Origin of the sequence: Chitinophaga qingshengii (genome assembly GCF_014529935.1) — a bacterium.
Taxonomy (GTDB): Bacteria; Bacteroidota; Bacteroidia; order Chitinophagales; family Chitinophagaceae; genus Chitinophaga; species Chitinophaga qingshengii.
The window spans coordinates 3,353,877-3,370,012 of the sequence record NZ_JACVFC010000001.1 but is presented as its reverse complement, the minus strand read 5'-3'; the positions used below and the strand labels follow the sequence as shown (position 1 = coordinate 3,370,012).

Here is a 16,136-nt window from a genome sequence, read left to right as displayed (position 1 = left end):
TCGGTCCTGTTTAGCCCTGGGGACTAGAAATCTACTCCCATGCCGAAATACCAGATCGGGCTGCCGCGGAAGAACGCTACCATCGGCCAACCAGCGTCTACCCGGAGGAAATAGCCCGCGATGGTAGTACGGGCGCCAAAGCCATAACCGCCGATGAACGGACCGAGGAAACCTTCTTTGATACGGGTGGTCACTCCACCGCGTTCATCCTGGTAAGTGGTGTAATTGGCATCTTTGAAGCTCAGCTTTTCATTCCAGGCGGTACCAATGTCCATAAAGGTGGTTACCTGGAAGTTACGCAGGAACGCGGAGTTGATGGGCTTCTCTATGAAAGTGGCAAATACAGGCAAACGTAATTCAGTATTGAGCAACATCACGTTATTACCATTTTTGGCATTCTGTTTATAACCACGCAGGTTCTCTGCGAGGGTCTGGAAGGCGTAATTGGTACCTGGATTTACCTGCGTGTATGGGTTAAGCTGAGGGTTCAGCCAGTTGTCGATACCACCCAGGTAGTATAACAGTTTGCGGGTACCCCAGGACATGTCCATCGCAAAACGGGTAGCCCAGATGAAGTTGCGGTATATCTTTTCATAGTGTCTGACGTCAACGCCCATATTATAGGTGAACCTTCCGCCGGTGGCCGGTGAATGAGGATTGAATGCCTCATTCAAACCGCCATTGGTCAACTGGGAATTGATCTCGCCGTAAACTTTATAACGGGTACCATTCCAGATGTTAATAGCGGGATTAATGGTGTTATCGTACACATATTCCAGACGGCCGAGCACATAACTTTCGGTGTAATTCTTTGAGTAAAGCGACGGTGCTTCTACTGCCTGTACCACCAGTTTGTCGGTACGGTAACCTACTGACAGGCGGAGGCTCCGCACCTGGTCAAACGGATAACGTACTTCTGCCTGGTAGAGGTTCGTGATAAACTTAGCCGGCGCCTGGAACTGGCCTAATGTAGAGTCACTGATGATAATGTCGCCGTTCCGGTCCACTTTACGGTAGTAGGTGAACTTATAATCGAAACGTTTTTTCAGGTAGCTGGTGCTGAAGAAATATTCAGAGCCCTGCAGGGATGACGGAATACGGAACCCGCCGTTAAACTTCAGGTCTTCAAACAGATCGCTCACGCCTATACGAATCATACCATTCACGGGATCGGTTAAACGAATCGGAGCGCTGGGCTGACCCATAAACGGTTGATATTTATTAATCAGTACTGAGTTGTCCAGTTGCAGCACCAGGTAGTCTGATGCGAATTTGAATTTATAGGGGAACAGCTTGGCTTTTTTCAGCACTGGTTCTTCTTTTTTCTTTTCAAACAGGCCAGGCATGGACGGTTCTCCTGCTACATTATTTCGACTGTTGGTAGAAGTATCCGCCGGTTCGTTGGCGAATTCATTCTGGAAGAAGTTACCGTGGGTAGAAGTGTCTTTAGGCGGCGCCACGTTGTAGGTGGGCAGGCCCATGCGAAGGCTGTCGGCATGCATTTCCGCCTTGCGGAAGTTGGTCGGCCTGGCATTCACATTTCTTTTCTTCAGCACATTGGTATCTACTTTCAGCTTCATGAGGCGTTTGATGTCCGCATAGCCTACCACTTCAGATACTTCTCCCTGTTCACCGGTAATCCGGGATTCCTGGATACCGTAAGGATAGTTGGATATCGGGAAGGTGTAGGTGGAGTCCATGGTGATAGCCACGGCCTGTACGGAATCCGGGGCGGTGGTGCCATAGGCGGCGAGTGTTGAGTCCAGTTCTTCTTTATCAGGATTATGCAGTACTTCAGACCCTACGAAGAAGAGGGAGTCCACACCGGCATTGGTAGATTTAAAGAAGCCGGCATAACGGTTACGGATACCGTTGGCATCGGATACGAAGGTGAAGTGGGTAGTGTTGTACTGCATGGGCAGTCTGGCATCGCCGTACTTCATGTCGGTGAGCTGGGTGATCTGTTTTTCGCTGCTTTTGTTCCAGTTATCCACCATAAAGATGTTGTATGGTCTGTTAGGCAGGGTGGTATCGCTGCCTCTTCCTTTAGGAACGGGCCTGTTGGAAGAATAGATGATACCGCTTTTGCCGGGGAAGGCTGCGAAAGACGGGTCCAGGTCGTCGTATACGTCGTTGGTGATTTGTTCTGTTTTAGAATGGGCGATGCTATAGGTAAAGATGTCGGTATGGCCATTTTTGATGGCAGACAGCAGAAGTGTATTTTCCTGTACCGGCATGTATTTAAAGTCCACTACGCGGTCAAACTGCGGCAGGTCCTGACGTAGGGTCGTTTTCGTGATGAGGTCATACACCATCAGTTTGGTCTTGCCTTCATGTTCATACACTACAGCGAGGCGGTTCCCTTTGGGGTTCCAGGCCATCATCGGATAGTTGGGATCTACCTGGTTGGCCAGCTGCATTACGCCGCTGCGCAGGAGCACTTTGGGTTTGTTCCAGCCCAGCTGTATCTGTACACGATAAACGCCTTTTTTGAATTCTACGACGGCGTAGGAGTTATTCTTCGGATTGGGATTGAAGCGGTAGTAGTCGGATTTGCCGATTTCCTGTGCCACAATGGTGCGGCCTTTGGCAGATGTTTTCCGTCTGCGGTTGTCTTCTGCAAAACGTTTCTGGTAGAAGACAAAGAAGTCCTGGGTGGCTTTTTTAGGTGTTTGATTGAGTACCTGCTCGAAGCCTTTTTTCAGTCCCCGGTTGATGCGGGTGATATACATCAGGTAAGGCACGGCATCTTTACCGTATTTGCTTTCCACATAGTACCAGAAGGCTTGTCCGGCCAGCAATGGTTTATCGTAGGCCAGTTGGTTGAAGTTATTGTATTTGCCGGATAACAGGGTGGCTTTCAGTTCTTCATCCAGTTTGCCGTTCCAGTTTTCGGCAGCATAGGCGATAAAGCCATCGGTAAACCATTTGGGGAAGTCTATCAGGGCGGCATTACCGGCAAATTCGCCGATATCCTCACCAAAGAGCAGGGTTTCCAGCAAAATACGGGCTATCCCCTGCCGGATCTGGCGGTGCAGGTTTTCGTGGTTGCCATCAAAATACACGATCATTTTATTACCTACCAGCTTTGTTACACCTCCGGTGTTCTGCCAGTCAATACCAATGCCGATATTGGACTGTTTCATCTCCCCGAAGCTGTTATAGACCACAATATTGATGCGCTGGCGGGGATTGGACTCCATGAACTGCTCTATCGCAGGCAATTCCTTTTCGGCTACCTGGGCTACATACTTGCCTAGCTCCAGCCCATTTTGGGCAAAATAGGTGTTGAAATGGCGGGTCTGATAATATCTCCACTTAAAATTCTTGAACTGAACACGATTTTGGCCGAATTCAACTGTATTGGTCTGGGCTTGTGTGACGGATGTTCCAAGTAATAGGGCGCCGAATAATAACCTGGTAATAAATCTGTTCATACAGAAAGTATTGATAATATTGTGATCTGTTTTAAAATTAGCTAAAAATCAGGTAACAATGATCGAAATCCAACAATTCACTTTTGGTCCTCTCCAGGAAAACACCTACCTGCTTATTAACGGAAAAAGGGAATGTATAATTATAGACCCGGGTTGTTATTTTCAGGACGAAAGAAAAGAATTATTGCAATATATACAAACCGAAGGGTTAAATGTTACGAGATTACTGAACACCCACTGCCACTTCGATCACATCTTCGGGAACAAACTGGTAGCGGAGACCTATCACGTAAAACCGGAGTTTCATGAGAAGGAGCAGGTGGTGATGGATAACTCCCAGGCTGTGGGAGCCATGTACAATCTGCCTTTCGATCCTTCACCTATGCCTGGCCGTTACCTGGTGGAAGGTGAGAAGATCACGTTTGGCGGCCATGAGCTGGATGTGCTGTTTACTCCGGGCCACTCTCCGGGCAGCGTTTCTTTTTACTGCGCCAGCCAGCAGTTCATTGTAGGTGGTGATGTGCTTTTTTACCAGAGTATCGGGCGTACCGACTTGCCTGGTGGTAATCACGCTACACTGTTGACCAGCATCCGGGAGAAGCTGTTTGTATTGCCGGATGAGACAAGGGTGTTCCCTGGTCACGGTCCCGCTACTACGATAGGCTTTGAGAAGAAATACAACCCTTTCCTTATTTAGGGATTTGTTGATTTACGGATTTATTGATTTCGGGACTTCGGCGGCTACCTTCCCAAAATCCGTAAATCAATAAATCCCTAAATTATTTGATGAATTTCCCGATAAACGGCATCCGGGCAAATTCTTTCCGTTCCATCCGGAAGATAAACCAGGCATAGGCTGCAAAGAACAGGGTGGCTACTGCCAGCGATGAAGCCTTCAGGGCGTAAATGTCGCGGGGAGAAAGCACTTTGCTGTTCAGCCAGTTGAACACATAGTAGGTGACCACGGCCAGCCCTATGTAGGTAATTAATTTAGGCAGATGATAGGGTATCGGGTAATAACGTTGTCCCCATACATAACAAACGACCATCTGAACAAAATAGCAGACCATGGTGGCTAATGCTGCGCCATAGTATCCCATTACCGGAATCCACCAGTAGTTGAGGAGAAAAGCCAGTACAGCCGTAATCAGGGTGATCACCGCACCGGTCTTGGTGCGGTCGGTCAGCTTGAACCAAATCGTGAGGTTATAGTAGATCCCCAGGAACATATTGGCCAGCAGCAGTACAGGTACAATCCGCATACCCTGGAAGTAAAAGGGCACCCGCAGGAATATCTTCCACACATTGAGGTACAGGCTCACAAAGAGGAACATAAAACAGAGCATCACCACAAACAGCTTCATAATACGGGCATATACCCGCTGTGGGTTCTCACTTTCGGCCTGTTTGAAGAAGAAGGGCTCCGCCCCTAACCGGAACGCCTGTATGAACATGGTGATGAGGATGGCCAGTTTATAGTTGGCACTATACAGGGCGATGGTCTCCTTTTTGGCTTCCATATCGTTGCCCGGCAGGAATTGTGGCAGAAACCAGGCTCTGTCGAAGGTTTCATTGACCATACCGGCCATGCCCACAATAATCAGGGGCAGGGCATAGTGGATCATTTTCTTCCACAGCGCGGGGTCAAACTTCCATTCTATCTTCCGTATCTGTGGTATAAACAGTACCAGGGTGATGGCGCTGCCCAGCATATTACTCAGGTAGATATATCCTGTTTGGTCGCTGCCGTTATGCAGACTGGGCGCCCATTGATGGCCGGCTGCCGCCAGCTTGGGACAGATCACCAGGAAAAAGATGTTAAAGAAGATGGTCGTCAGGATACCGGCTACCCGGATGGCCGCATAGCGCACCGGACGGCCTTCCAGCCGCAGTTGTGCAAATGGGATGGCTGTCAGCGCGTCGAAAGCCATTAGCAGTACCACGTAAGTATAAAATGACGGATGCCCGGTAAGGCCCGCCAGTTCGCCGGTATACGAGTTAATCACCGGCCCGCGCAATAACAGCAGCAGGATGGTGATGGATATTGTAGAAAACAGCAGGGATATGGTAGAGGTACCCAGCACATGTGCTTTGTTCTCCTGCTTGGCAAAGCGAAAAAAGGCGGTCTCCATTCCATAGGTGAGCACAATATTGGCAAAAGGGATATAGGCATATACGTTAGACATCTCCCCGAAGGAGGCCCTGCTTAAAATACTCAGGTAAAAAGGTGTCAGGAAATAATTGAGCAGCTTGCTCACAATATTACTCAACCCGTAATAAACCGTCTGTCCTGCCAGTTTTTTGATGCTCAAATCCTAAAATTTTATGCAAAATACGAATGCCGTCACTCAAAATTGCCCCTTCGCAGCTGTTTTTTCTCAGATATCCGCTTCTTAAACTGTATCCTTTTCTCAATAACCGCCTTGGGCACCTTGGTAGCAATCCGCTTTTTACGCGGGATCAGCGCTTTGTTGATCAGGTCATTGATCTTGAAGATCACTTCCTGTTTGTTGCCCAACTGGGTGCGGGCTGTCTGGGACTTCACCTGCAATATTCCTTCGGTATTGATACGGTTGGCCAGTTTCTCGTGGAGGAGCTGTTTTTGCTCAGGGGTTAACAGGGCGGAGGTGTCTATATGAAAATAACCTTCCACCATGGTTTCCACCTTGTTCACATGCTGTCCGCCCGAACCGCCGCTGCGGGCCGTACGAAAGGTGAGCTCAGGTGTAACGTCGATGTTCATTGTATGGGTCTTTTTTATAATGCAAATTTACGTTAAATAACTGTGATGGCCATGATGAGTACTGATGCGCGAAGATGAGCAGAGCGGATACAGGAAGAGGATGGAAGCGGGTAGTTGGAACCGGGGAGACAATAATCAGGAGTTCCGGGAGCGTGGCCCCCGGGGAGGAATATTTACCGGGAATAAGGAATCAGATAAACACCGGAGCTATCTTTTTGCACTGGTACCGGATTTTCGCCCACGGTAACACTGGCAATACCGGTAGTGCAACAGTTCACCGATTTGCCGTTAATGGTGATTTTTTCCTTTTTGGCACCACCAGGCAGACCGATCTCCAGCAATATACCAGGCCATGGGCCGGGACCGTAAAGAAACTTTCCCTGGGTACTGAGCCCCGTTGCGCGGCGATAATAGCCGGATTTGTTATCTGACAACAGGAAATGGATACTGTCAACCGGAATAATCGACTGGGAACCTGATACCAGGTCTTCACCGGTTTTGGCATCTATCAGCCGGAAGCGGAGGGATTCACTGACAAAGCAGCAATTTCCACAAGGGTCATCCGCCTTTTTACTGTTGTTGCTGCAGCTTGTTATCAGCAGGGACAATATCAGGGTGCTTAGTAGCATACGTAACATAAACAATAGATTTTGGTAGCTGTTAAGCGGATAAAAGCCGCAAATGTTACGGCGGTTTGTGTTAATTTTCCGGCTCATGATAAAAACAGCCCTATTATTGATATGAGAGCAGTTATACAACGTGTATCCGAAGCGTCGGTAACGGTAGACGGCGTCATCACCGGCCAGATCGGACAGGGCCTGCTGGTATTGTTGGGCATTGAAGATGCTGATGGGCAGGAAGACATACAATGGTTGAGCAGTAAGATCGTCAACCTCCGCATATTCAACGATGATGCGGGCGTGATGAATGTTTCAGTTAAGGACATGCATGCCGATGTCCTGTTGGTGAGCCAGTTTACCCTGCACGCCTCCACGAAAAAAGGTAACCGGCCTTCGTATATCCGTGCCAGTAAACCGGATGTAGCCATCCCGCTGTATGAAAAAATGATCGCGCAGCTGGAACAGGACCTCGGTACTACCATTCAGCGCGGTATCTTCGGCGCCGATATGAAAGTGGCCCTGGTCAACGATGGCCCGGTCACGATTATCATTGATACGCAGCAACGGGAATAGATAAACCATTATGTCTGCAATCCGTTATCTTTAAAACATTAATCCATTATCCATGACTATACAGGAAGCACAGGAAAAAATAGACAACTGGATCAATACTACCGGCGTCCGGTATTTCAGTGAACTAACCAATATGGCTATCCTTACGGAAGAAGTAGGAGAAGTAGCCCGTGTAATGGCCCGGCAGTACGGCGACCAGTCTGCTAAAGACAGTGATAAAAAAAGAGAGCTGGCCGATGAACTGGCCGATGTGATGTGGGTGGTGCTGTGTATTGCCAATCAAACAGGTATCGACATGACGGTGGCGCTGGAAAAAAACTTCGACAAAAAGAATATCCGGGATGCTACCCGGCATGCGAACAATCCTAAATTAAAATAATCCTTCTCTGGCCTATGCCACGGGAAGCCATGCTCATGCATGTTTTTTGCTTCCTGTGGGTAAAACCCTGCTGCATGAACAATAAAACGGGAAAAATACGGTTCTACTGGAACATACTAAAGGATGCCGGTAGCGCTTTTGTGGATGATAAAGTACTGAAACTCAGCGCTGCATTGGCCTATTATACGATCTTTTCGGTCGCCCCCATGCTGATCATCATCATTTTTTTCTGTGACCTTTTTCTAGGTAAGGAAGCGGTGGAAGGCAGTATCTATGGCCAGATCCAGGGCCTGGTAGGCAGCGAAGCGGCTATTCAGATACAATCCATGATCCGTAACGCTACCCTGTCAAATGATATGAGCTGGGCCACCATGGTTGGTTTTGTGACACTGATCATCGGTGCCACCGGGGTGTTTGCAGAGATACAGGACTCCATCAATTTTATATGGGGACTGAAATCCAAACCCAAGAAAAACGGTTTGCTGCGTATGCTGATCAACCGGTTGCTGTCTTTTTCGCTGGTAGTAAGCATGGGCTTCATTTTGCTGGTATCGCTGGCGGTCAATGGCCTGGTGGAGCTATTCCAGAATGTGCTGGTACAGCTGATCCCCACCAAACTCACCACTACGCTGATTTTATATGTAGCCAACCTGGTAGTGCCTTTCCTGGTTATCGTTACTCTGTTTACCATTATCTTTAAAGTATTGCCCGATGCCCGTATCAAATGGAAAGATGTGAGGGTGGGCGCTGTTGCAACAGCGGTGCTGTTCATGATCGGTAAATTCGCTATCGGCTATTACCTCGGGGCCAGTAAGGTAGGCTCTACCTATGGGGCAGCCGGTTCTGTGGTGATTATCCTGCTATGGGTATACTATTCCGCAGCTATCCTGTATTTCGGGGCGGTCTTTACCCGGGTGTATGTACGCCACCTGGGCCGGGAAATCTATCCTAACGATTATGCTGTCTGGGTAAAACAGATTGAAGTCGCCCATGTGCCGCCTGCTCCACCGGATACGGTGGAAGAAGGATAAGTATATATTATCTAGCTAGAAATATATTATTAAATAATTACAATCATATTTTCAAAATTGGCATTTATCTTTGCGCCACTATGTCTACAGATCAGAATAAATTCCAGGCGATTATATCGCATTGTAAAGAATACGGTTTTGTTTTTCAGTCCAGCGAAATATACGATGGGCTCAGCGCGGTATACGATTACGGTCAGTATGGTTCCGAGCTGAAGAAAAATATTAAGGACTACTGGTGGAAAAGCATGACCCAGCTGCACGAAAACATCGTTGGGATCGACGCAGCTATCTTCATGCATCCTACCACCTGGAAGGCGTCCGGTCACGTGGACAACTTCAGCGATCCTATGATCGACAACAAGGACAGCAAAAAACGTTACCGGGTAGACCACCTGATTGAAGCGTACGTGGAAACACTGCCGGAAGCAGAAGGTAACGCGGTGCTGGCCCGGATGGACGAACTCCTGAAAGAAAATGACTTCGCAGGCCTGAAAACCCTGATCGAAGAGAAAAAGATAACCTGCAGCGTTAGCGGCACTTCCAACTGGACAGACGTCCGTCAGTTTAACCTGATGTTCTCCACCCAGCTGGGTAGCGTTACAGACGAAGCTAATGAGATATATCTGCGTCCGGAAACAGCGCAGGGTATCTTCGTGAACTTCCTCAACGTGCAGAAAACGGGCCGCATGAAAGTGCCTTTCGGTATCGCTCAGATAGGTAAAGCTTTCCGTAACGAAATCGTTGCCCGTCAGTTCATCTTCCGTATGCGCGAATTTGAACAGATGGAAATGCAGTTCTTCGTACGCCCTGGCACACAGAAAGAATGGTACGAGAAATGGAAAGAAGAAAGAATGCAGTGGCACCTGAGCCTCGGTACAGACCCTTCCAAATACCGTTTCAAAGACCACGTGAAACTGGCCCACTACGCCGATGCAGCGGTGGATATCGAATATGAATTCCCGATCGGTTTCAAGGAAGTGGAAGGTATCCACTCCCGTACTGACTTCGATCTGAAACAGCACCAGGAATACAGCCGCAAAAAAATCCAGTACTTCGATACAGAAATTAACCAGAACTACGTGCCTTATGTGATAGAAACCTCTATCGGTCTGGATCGTATGTTCCTGTTAACCATCTGCAACGCCTACGAAGAGCAGGACCTGAGCACACCGGAGAAAGCAGACAGCCGCGTGGTACTGAAACTCCCGGCAAAACTGGCGCCTATCAAACTGGCCGTGTTCCCGCTTATCAAAAAAGAAGGTCTGCCGGAAATTGCCCGTGAGTTGATGGACAGCTGTAAGCCTTTCTTCCACTGCTTCTACGAAGAAAAAGATGCTATAGGCAGACGTTACCGCCGCCAGGATGCTATCGGTACGCCTTTCTGTGTAACCGTAGACCACCAGACTAAAGAAGACGGTACGGTAACCATCCGTTACCGCGATACTATGGAGCAGGAACGCGTTCCGCTCACAGAAGTAAGAAACATTGTGCTGAATAAGATCATGTAACATATTCCGGGTCACAGTCGTTTTATTTCGTATATATCCCTACCCCCTATGCGTATACGAAGTATCACTACTGTGGCCCTTTTGTTTTGCTGCGTTTCCCTTTACGCCCAAACGGCTGCCCCTGCTGATTCCATCTCATTTCCCCCTGAAAAACACCCGGTTTATCTGCCCAAAAACTGGCCACATGTGATATATGGCTCCCTGTTCGGTGCTTCCTGCGGCCTGGGACTCAATTATGATATGCGTTTTACCGGAAAGCGGACAGGCCTGGGCATGTTGGCCGGTGTTGGTTTTGTGCCCCGTTATAAAGAAACCCGGTTGAACTATAGGCTTGTCCGTGAAGGAAATAGGTACAGAGATTCAACGACAACCACGATTGCCGTTACACCCGCCCGTCCCAGTCTCTATGGAGGGCTTAATTATGTTTTGGGTTTACCCAACCCGGACCGGAACTGTCTGGAGCTGGGCGCTGGCATGACTTACCTCTTTGGCGATTCGCTTTGGTTTGAAGAAGGGGCTACCGACCGTACTTTGTTAGGTTGGCTGTCGGTTTCCGGCCGGCGGCATTTTATCAATAAACATTTTATGTTCAGAATGGGTGCCATGCTGATGTTTTCTTCCAATCGGGTAACCCCCAACGTGGATACAGGCTTTGGTTATAGCTTCTAACCATATAATTCCAGGTGTATATCATGGCGGTCGTACCCCATGGCGGTAATACGTTGCCGGGCCTCGTCTATCATGGCTTTCCAGCCACAGAGATAAAAATGCGCCGGCTTTTTGTCGCCCGCCAGGATCTCTTCATAGACATTGTGTACATACCCTTTTTTACCGGCCCAGTCCTCTTGCCGGCTTAATGTGGGGATATAATGAAAGCCGGGCAGTGTTTGTTCCAGCTGCCGCATTTCTGCGGCATACAGCAGATCCTGCTCATAACGGCAGCCAAAGATCAGGTGAATATCGGGATGAGGCAGCTGGTGCAGCTGTATATAGTTGACCATGGAGCGGAACGGCGCAATACCGGTACCTGTGCAGATAAGGAACAGGTCTTTCTGCATATCGGCCGGCAGGGTAAACATACCCAGCGGGCCACGTACAGGTATAGTGCTTCCCTCTTTGATTTCATTGAAAAGATAGGTGCTGCCCACCCCGCCTTCCAGTAACACAATCACCAACTCAAATTCATTGGTGCCGTCCGGATGGGAGGCTATGGAATAACTGCGCCAGCGTTTGTTTTTCTTTTCATGAATGGGAAGGTCCAGGGTTACAAATTGCCCGGGCTTAAAATCAAATCGTTCCAGCTCTGGGATACGGATCCAGAAACGCCGTGTATTATGGGTTTCATCTACCAGCCGGGTGACGATGCCTGTATACCAGATCTCCTGCATGGAAATAGGATTTTCACTGAATATAATAAAAGATTTTGGGATTTTTTGATTTACGATTTTGCGAAGAAATATCCGCTCTCCTAATCCCCCAAATCCGTAAATCCATAAATCCCAAAATCCGTAAATCAAATACCCAAATCTTTGTATCTTTGCAGCCTTCATGAATTTACAGGCTGTATTACAATTATTTCAACGTGATGCTCGCCTGCAGACGCTGGTGAAGGGGATACAATCACCCACCCCACAATACTTTCAGCTTTCTTCCCTCAGTGGAAGCGCCGTAAACTTTGTGGCAGTATCAGCCTGGGCAAATGCAGACGCGAACCATCTCTTTATTTTAAATGATAAAGAGGAGGCAGCCTATTTCCAGAACGATCTGGAAGAACTCAGTCAGGCGCTTGACATTTTCTACTTCCCCGACTCTTTCAAAAAAACCGGACAGTTCCAGGAACTCAACAGCAGCCATAGCATGCTGCGCACAGAAGCGCTCATGAAATTCTCCGGCGATAGTACCCGGAAAAAAGTACTGGTCACCTACCCGGAAGCCCTCTGGGAAAAAGTGGCCGGCAGCAAGGCTTTCAGTGCCAATATGGTGCAGCTGAAAGTTGGAGACGTCCTGAAAGTGGACCCGCTGCTGGAAAAACTCGTAGCCTGGGGATTTGAATACACTGACTTTGTATATGAACCCGGCCAATACGCTGTGAGAGGCGGTATCCTCGATATCTATTCTTTCGGTAATGAAAAACCTTACCGCATCGAATTGTTCGGGGAAGATATCGACTCCATCCGCCTGTTTGACCCGGAAACCCAACTGAGCGAACGCAAGCTCACACAAGTGACGCTCATCGCCAATATGGACACCCATACGGTGGATCACCACAAGACTTCCCTGGTGGAATTTCTTCCCGCTAATACGGTGGTGTGGATGAAAGACCCGGCTTATATCCAGGGGGTGGTGGAACAGCTGGAACAAAGGCTGGATGACTGGTTGCAGACCGGCCAAAAAGTGAAGGTGAATGATGACGAGGATATGGTGCTGAACGGGGATGATTTTGTGAAAGCCGCTCCCCTGCTGGAACAGCTGCTGCAAAAGACGACCATCGTTTTCGGCAATAAAGACTACTTCACGGAAAACGGTAAATCTTCAGAAACTATCGTCTTTGATACACAGGAACAACCAGTCTTTAACAGACAGTTCGACCTCCTGATCAAAGACCTGGGTAAACATAACGCCGGCAAATATTCCCTTTTTATATTCGCAGATAACCCGCGCCAGCTTGAACGCTTGCGGAGTATCTTTGAAGACCTGAAGGCAGACTTTGTCTTCTTCCCCATACCGGTAGCGATCAGCCACGGATTTATTGATCATTCGCTGAAACTCGTTTGTTACACCGATCACCAGATTTTCCAGCGTTTTCACAAATCAAGGGTAAAGCAGGCCTATAATAAAAACAAGGCCATTACCATGAAAACGCTGCGGGAACTGCAACCGGGCGACTATGTAACGCATATCGACCACGGTGTAGGCGTGTACAGCGGTTTACAGAAGATTGAATCCGGTGGTAAAATGCAGGAAGCGATCCGCATTATTTACAAGAACAACGACCTGTTGTATGTAAACATCAACTCACTGCACAAAATCAGTAAGTATACCGGTAAGGAAGGCATGGAACCCCGGGTGAATAAACTCGGCAGCGATGCATGGGACAAGCTGAAGGAAAAAGCCAAAACACAGGTTAAGGATATTGCCAAAGACCTGATTAAACTATACGCCGTGCGCAAGGCCCAGCAGGGATTTGCACACGCGCCGGACACCTATCTGCAAACAGAGCTGGAAGCTTCCTTCCTGTATGAAGATACGCCGGACCAAAGCAAGGCTACCGCCGACGTGAAAAGGGATATGGAAGGCCCCGCCCCCATGGACCGCCTCGTATGTGGTGATGTAGGCTTTGGTAAAACAGAAGTAGCTATCCGCGCTGCCTTTAAATCCATCGTGGATGGTAAACAGGCCGCCGTACTGGTTCCTACTACTATCCTGGCTTTCCAGCACTATAAAACGTTTTCTGAACGCCTGAAAGATTTCCCCTGCACGGTGGATTATCTCAACAGGTTTAAATCTTCCAAAGAGAAAAAGGGAACATTAAAACGCCTGGAGGAAGGAAAAATCGATATTATCATCGGTACTCATGCCCTGCTCAGCAAGGACGTAAAGTTCAAAGACCTGGGCGTGCTGGTGGTGGATGAAGAACAAAAATTCGGTGTTTCTGCCAAAGAAAAGCTGAAACAGCTGAAACATAACGTAGATACGCTTACACTAACGGCAACGCCTATACCAAGAACGCTGCAGTTTTCGTTGATGGGCGCCCGTGACCTTTCCATTATCAATACCCCGCCGCCTAACCGGCAGCCTATTGAAACGGAAGTACAGGTATTTAACCAGGACGCTATCCGCGAAGCGATTTATTACGAAACAGAAAGAGGCGGACAGGTATACTTCATACACAACCGTGTAAAAGGCCTGGCTGAAATGGCTTCACTGATCCAGGGGCTTTGCCCCGATTTGGCCATCGCTACGGCTCATGGTCAGCTCGAAGGACATCAGCTGGAAGAGGTGATCATGGACTTCATTGACCGTAAGTACGATGTACTGGTATGTACCAATATCGTGGAAAGCGGCGTGGATATCCCGAATGCCAATACCATCATCATCAACAACGCACACCACTTCGGACTGAGCGACCTGCACCAGCTGCGTGGACGCGTAGGCCGCAGTAATAAAAAAGCCTTCTGTTACCTGCTGGCGCCGCCAATGAGCACACTCACGGCCGATAGCCGTAAACGCCTGCAAACACTGGAACAACACAGTGAACTGGGCAGCGGTTTCCAGATCGCTATGCGCGACCTCGATATCCGTGGCGCCGGTAACCTGCTGGGAGGCGAACAAAGCGGCTTCATGGCAGAAATAGGCTTCGATATGTACCAGAAAATCCTGGACGAAGCTATCCGCGAGTTGAAACAAAACGAATTCCGCGACCTCTTCAAAGAACAACTGGAAGAGAAAAAAGACTTCGTCAACGACTGTACCATTGATACCGATCTGGAAATACTCATTCCGGATACTTATATAGAAAGTATCCAGGAACGTCTGAACCTGTACCAGGAACTGGATAATATCACGGAAGACGGCCGCTTACAGCAGTTTGAAAAAGAATTGGTAGACCGCTTCGGCGCCCTGCCTGAACCGGTAAGAGACCTGCTGACCATGATACGCTGCCGCTGGATGGCTATTCAACTGGGCTTCGAAAAAATGATGCTCAAGGAAGAAAACCTCCGCTGCTACTTTATCAATAACCCCGACTCTCCTTATTTTGAATCGCCTACGTTCAATCATATATTAACGTATATACAAACCCGTACCAACAACGCTAAACTCAAACAAGTAGGTAAAAACTTCATGTTGGTAGTGAATCGTATCCGTCATATGGACGATCTCCATGCTTTCCTTAAAGGCATAACAGACAGCCGTAAATAATTTTTTGTAACATTTTTCCTGTGTAATCGTTTCATTGATAATGTGAAATGAATATGTTTTTATGTCTATTTGATGGTGGGTGAAAAAAAATTTTTCCCGCTTTTGTGGAAACAGGCTTTTACATCGCATCATGAGGGTGTACAAACAACGAAAACAAATTTTTTAAATAAGAAAACTTAGGAAACATGAAAAAGGTAATGTTATTAGCCGCCGGATTATTCTTCGCTTTGAGCACTTTCGCCCAACAGGCCGACAATAAACAGGTAAAGAAAATTGAAGTAAACGGTTCTGCTGAAATAGAAATCACACCGGATGAAATCAACCTGGATATCTCCCTGAAGGAATATATAAAAGGCAAAAACAAAGTGGACATCACCACGCTGGAAAAACAACTGGTAAAAGCCATCGCTGACGCGGGGCTGCCGAAAGAAAGCCTGACTATCGAGAACATCAGCAGCTCTAATTATGAAATCTTACGGAAGAAAAAAGATCCGAATGAATTCATGGCCCGCAAACAATATCGCCTGAAACTGAACAAGCTGGATAAAATCAATGATATCCTCGGTGCAGTTGATGCAGAAGGTATTGAAAGCACCCGCATCGCTTCCTTTACTTCCAGCAAAATGGAACAATACCGCCAGGAAGTAAAAATCAAAGCCATGAAGGCGGCTAAAGCGAAAGCTGAATACATGCTGGCTGCTATCGGTAACAGCATCGACAACATTATCGAAGTACAGGAAATCAATACCGATAACTACACTGATGTCCGTCCGCAATTTGCTAACGTAGCCATGTACAAATCTGCTGATGCAATGGGTGGCGGTGCTCCGGAAATTGATTTCAAAACCATCAAAATCCGCGCTGAAGTAAGAACAGTATTCGGTATCAAATAAGCTCTAATCTACAACTAAAAAGCAAAGGCTTC

Annotated in this window: 13 protein-coding genes; 8 read left to right on the top strand and 5 right to left on the bottom strand. The window is 47.9% G+C overall.

The genetic code is table 11. From position 1 onward, the window contains the following. Positions 1–23: 23 nt before the first annotated feature. Positions 24–3,437 (bottom strand): hypothetical protein, encoded by a 3,414-nt coding sequence (locus ICL07_RS13085; RefSeq protein WP_188088350.1) that lies wholly within the window; start codon positions 3,435–3,437, stop codon positions 24–26. Between the two features lie 58 nt (positions 3,438–3,495). On the opposite strand from ICL07_RS13085, the gene ICL07_RS13080 reads away from it, so the two are divergent. Then, the gene (locus ICL07_RS13080) at positions 3,496–4,134 is read left to right on the top strand and encodes an MBL fold metallo-hydrolase (RefSeq protein ID WP_188088349.1); all 639 of its coding nucleotides are present in this window, start codon (positions 3,496–3,498) and stop codon (positions 4,132–4,134) included. Between the two features lie 82 nt (positions 4,135–4,216). Here ICL07_RS13080 and ICL07_RS13075 read toward each other — a convergent pair whose 3' ends face one another. From ICL07_RS13075 to ICL07_RS13065, 3 genes are all read right to left on the bottom strand, one after another. After that, positions 4,217–5,749 carry an oligosaccharide flippase family protein gene (locus tag ICL07_RS13075; protein ID WP_188088348.1) on the bottom strand — a complete coding sequence of 511 codons (1,533 nt, stop codon included), beginning with the start codon at positions 5,747–5,749 and terminating at the stop codon, positions 4,217–4,219. Positions 5,750–5,781: 32 nt separating this feature from the next. Continuing rightward, on the bottom strand, positions 5,782–6,180 hold the full coding sequence (arfB, locus tag ICL07_RS13070) for an alternative ribosome rescue aminoacyl-tRNA hydrolase ArfB (protein ID WP_188088347.1): 399 nt from the start codon (positions 6,178–6,180) through the stop codon (positions 5,782–5,784). Positions 6,181–6,353: 173 nt separating this feature from the next. Next, complete coding sequence (locus tag ICL07_RS13065; protein WP_188088346.1) at positions 6,354–6,818, bottom strand: hypothetical protein; 465 nt, start codon at positions 6,816–6,818, stop codon at positions 6,354–6,356. A gap of 102 nt (positions 6,819–6,920) precedes the next feature. Between ICL07_RS13065 and dtd the strand changes: the two genes are divergently transcribed. The 5 genes from dtd (at position 6,921) to ICL07_RS13040 (ending at position 10,960) form a co-directional block, all read left to right on the top strand. Continuing rightward, complete coding sequence (gene dtd / locus ICL07_RS13060) at positions 6,921–7,373, top strand: D-aminoacyl-tRNA deacylase (RefSeq protein WP_188088345.1); 453 nt, start codon at positions 6,921–6,923, stop codon at positions 7,371–7,373. A gap of 52 nt (positions 7,374–7,425) precedes the next feature. After that, positions 7,426–7,752 (top strand): nucleotide pyrophosphohydrolase, encoded by a 327-nt coding sequence (locus ICL07_RS13055; protein WP_188088344.1) that lies wholly within the window; start codon positions 7,426–7,428, stop codon positions 7,750–7,752. Between the two features lie 74 nt (positions 7,753–7,826). Continuing rightward, positions 7,827–8,783, top strand: coding sequence for a YihY/virulence factor BrkB family protein (locus ICL07_RS13050; RefSeq protein WP_188088343.1), 957 nt, complete (start codon positions 7,827–7,829; stop codon positions 8,781–8,783). A gap of 80 nt (positions 8,784–8,863) precedes the next feature. Next, positions 8,864–10,291 (top strand): glycine--tRNA ligase, encoded by a 1,428-nt coding sequence (locus ICL07_RS13045; RefSeq protein ID WP_188088342.1) that lies wholly within the window; start codon positions 8,864–8,866, stop codon positions 10,289–10,291. A gap of 48 nt (positions 10,292–10,339) precedes the next feature. Next, positions 10,340–10,960, top strand: coding sequence for a hypothetical protein (locus tag ICL07_RS13040; protein ID WP_188088341.1), 621 nt, complete (start codon positions 10,340–10,342; stop codon positions 10,958–10,960). Here ICL07_RS13040 and ICL07_RS13035 read toward each other — a convergent pair. Beyond that, positions 10,957–11,679 (bottom strand): ferredoxin--NADP reductase, encoded by a 723-nt coding sequence (locus ICL07_RS13035; RefSeq protein ID WP_188088340.1) that lies wholly within the window; start codon positions 11,677–11,679, stop codon positions 10,957–10,959. The two genes, ICL07_RS13040 and ICL07_RS13035, sit on opposite strands and share 4 nt — an antisense overlap. 160 nt (positions 11,680–11,839) lie before the next feature. On the opposite strand from ICL07_RS13035, the gene mfd reads away from it, so the two are divergent. Further along, a complete protein-coding gene (mfd, locus tag ICL07_RS13030; protein ID WP_188088339.1) occupies positions 11,840–15,211 on the top strand; it encodes a transcription-repair coupling factor in 3,372 nt (1,123 codons plus the stop codon). A gap of 185 nt (positions 15,212–15,396) precedes the next feature. After that, positions 15,397–16,104: an SIMPL domain-containing protein gene (locus tag ICL07_RS13025; protein ID WP_188088338.1), complete on the top strand. Its 708-nt coding sequence runs from the start codon at positions 15,397–15,399 to the stop codon at positions 16,102–16,104. The last annotated feature ends 32 nt before the right edge of the window (positions 16,105–16,136 follow it).

Excerpts from the sequence above, each read along its gene's own strand:
- ICL07_RS13085 (WP_188088350.1), bottom strand. The coding sequence starts at position 3,437 with ATGAACAGATTTATTACCAGGTTATTATTCGGCGCCCTATTACTTGGA.
- ICL07_RS13080 (WP_188088349.1), top strand. The coding sequence starts at position 3,496 with ATGATCGAAATCCAACAATTCACTTTTGGTCCTCTCCAGGAAAACACC.
- arfB (WP_188088347.1), bottom strand. The coding sequence starts at position 6,180 with ATGAACATCGACGTTACACCTGAGCTCACCTTTCGTACGGCCCGCAGC.
- ICL07_RS13065 (WP_188088346.1), bottom strand. The coding sequence starts at position 6,818 with ATGTTACGTATGCTACTAAGCACCCTGATATTGTCCCTGCTGATAACA.
- dtd (WP_188088345.1), top strand. The coding sequence starts at position 6,921 with ATGAGAGCAGTTATACAACGTGTATCCGAAGCGTCGGTAACGGTAGAC.
- ICL07_RS13055 (WP_188088344.1), top strand. The coding sequence starts at position 7,426 with ATGACTATACAGGAAGCACAGGAAAAAATAGACAACTGGATCAATACT.
- ICL07_RS13050 (WP_188088343.1), top strand. The coding sequence starts at position 7,827 with ATGAACAATAAAACGGGAAAAATACGGTTCTACTGGAACATACTAAAG.
- ICL07_RS13045 (WP_188088342.1), top strand. The coding sequence starts at position 8,864 with ATGTCTACAGATCAGAATAAATTCCAGGCGATTATATCGCATTGTAAA.
- ICL07_RS13040 (WP_188088341.1), top strand. The coding sequence starts at position 10,340 with ATGCGTATACGAAGTATCACTACTGTGGCCCTTTTGTTTTGCTGCGTT.
- ICL07_RS13035 (WP_188088340.1), bottom strand. The coding sequence starts at position 11,679 with ATGCAGGAGATCTGGTATACAGGCATCGTCACCCGGCTGGTAGATGAA.
- mfd (WP_188088339.1), top strand. The coding sequence starts at position 11,840 with ATGAATTTACAGGCTGTATTACAATTATTTCAACGTGATGCTCGCCTG.
- ICL07_RS13025 (WP_188088338.1), top strand. The coding sequence starts at position 15,397 with ATGAAAAAGGTAATGTTATTAGCCGCCGGATTATTCTTCGCTTTGAGC.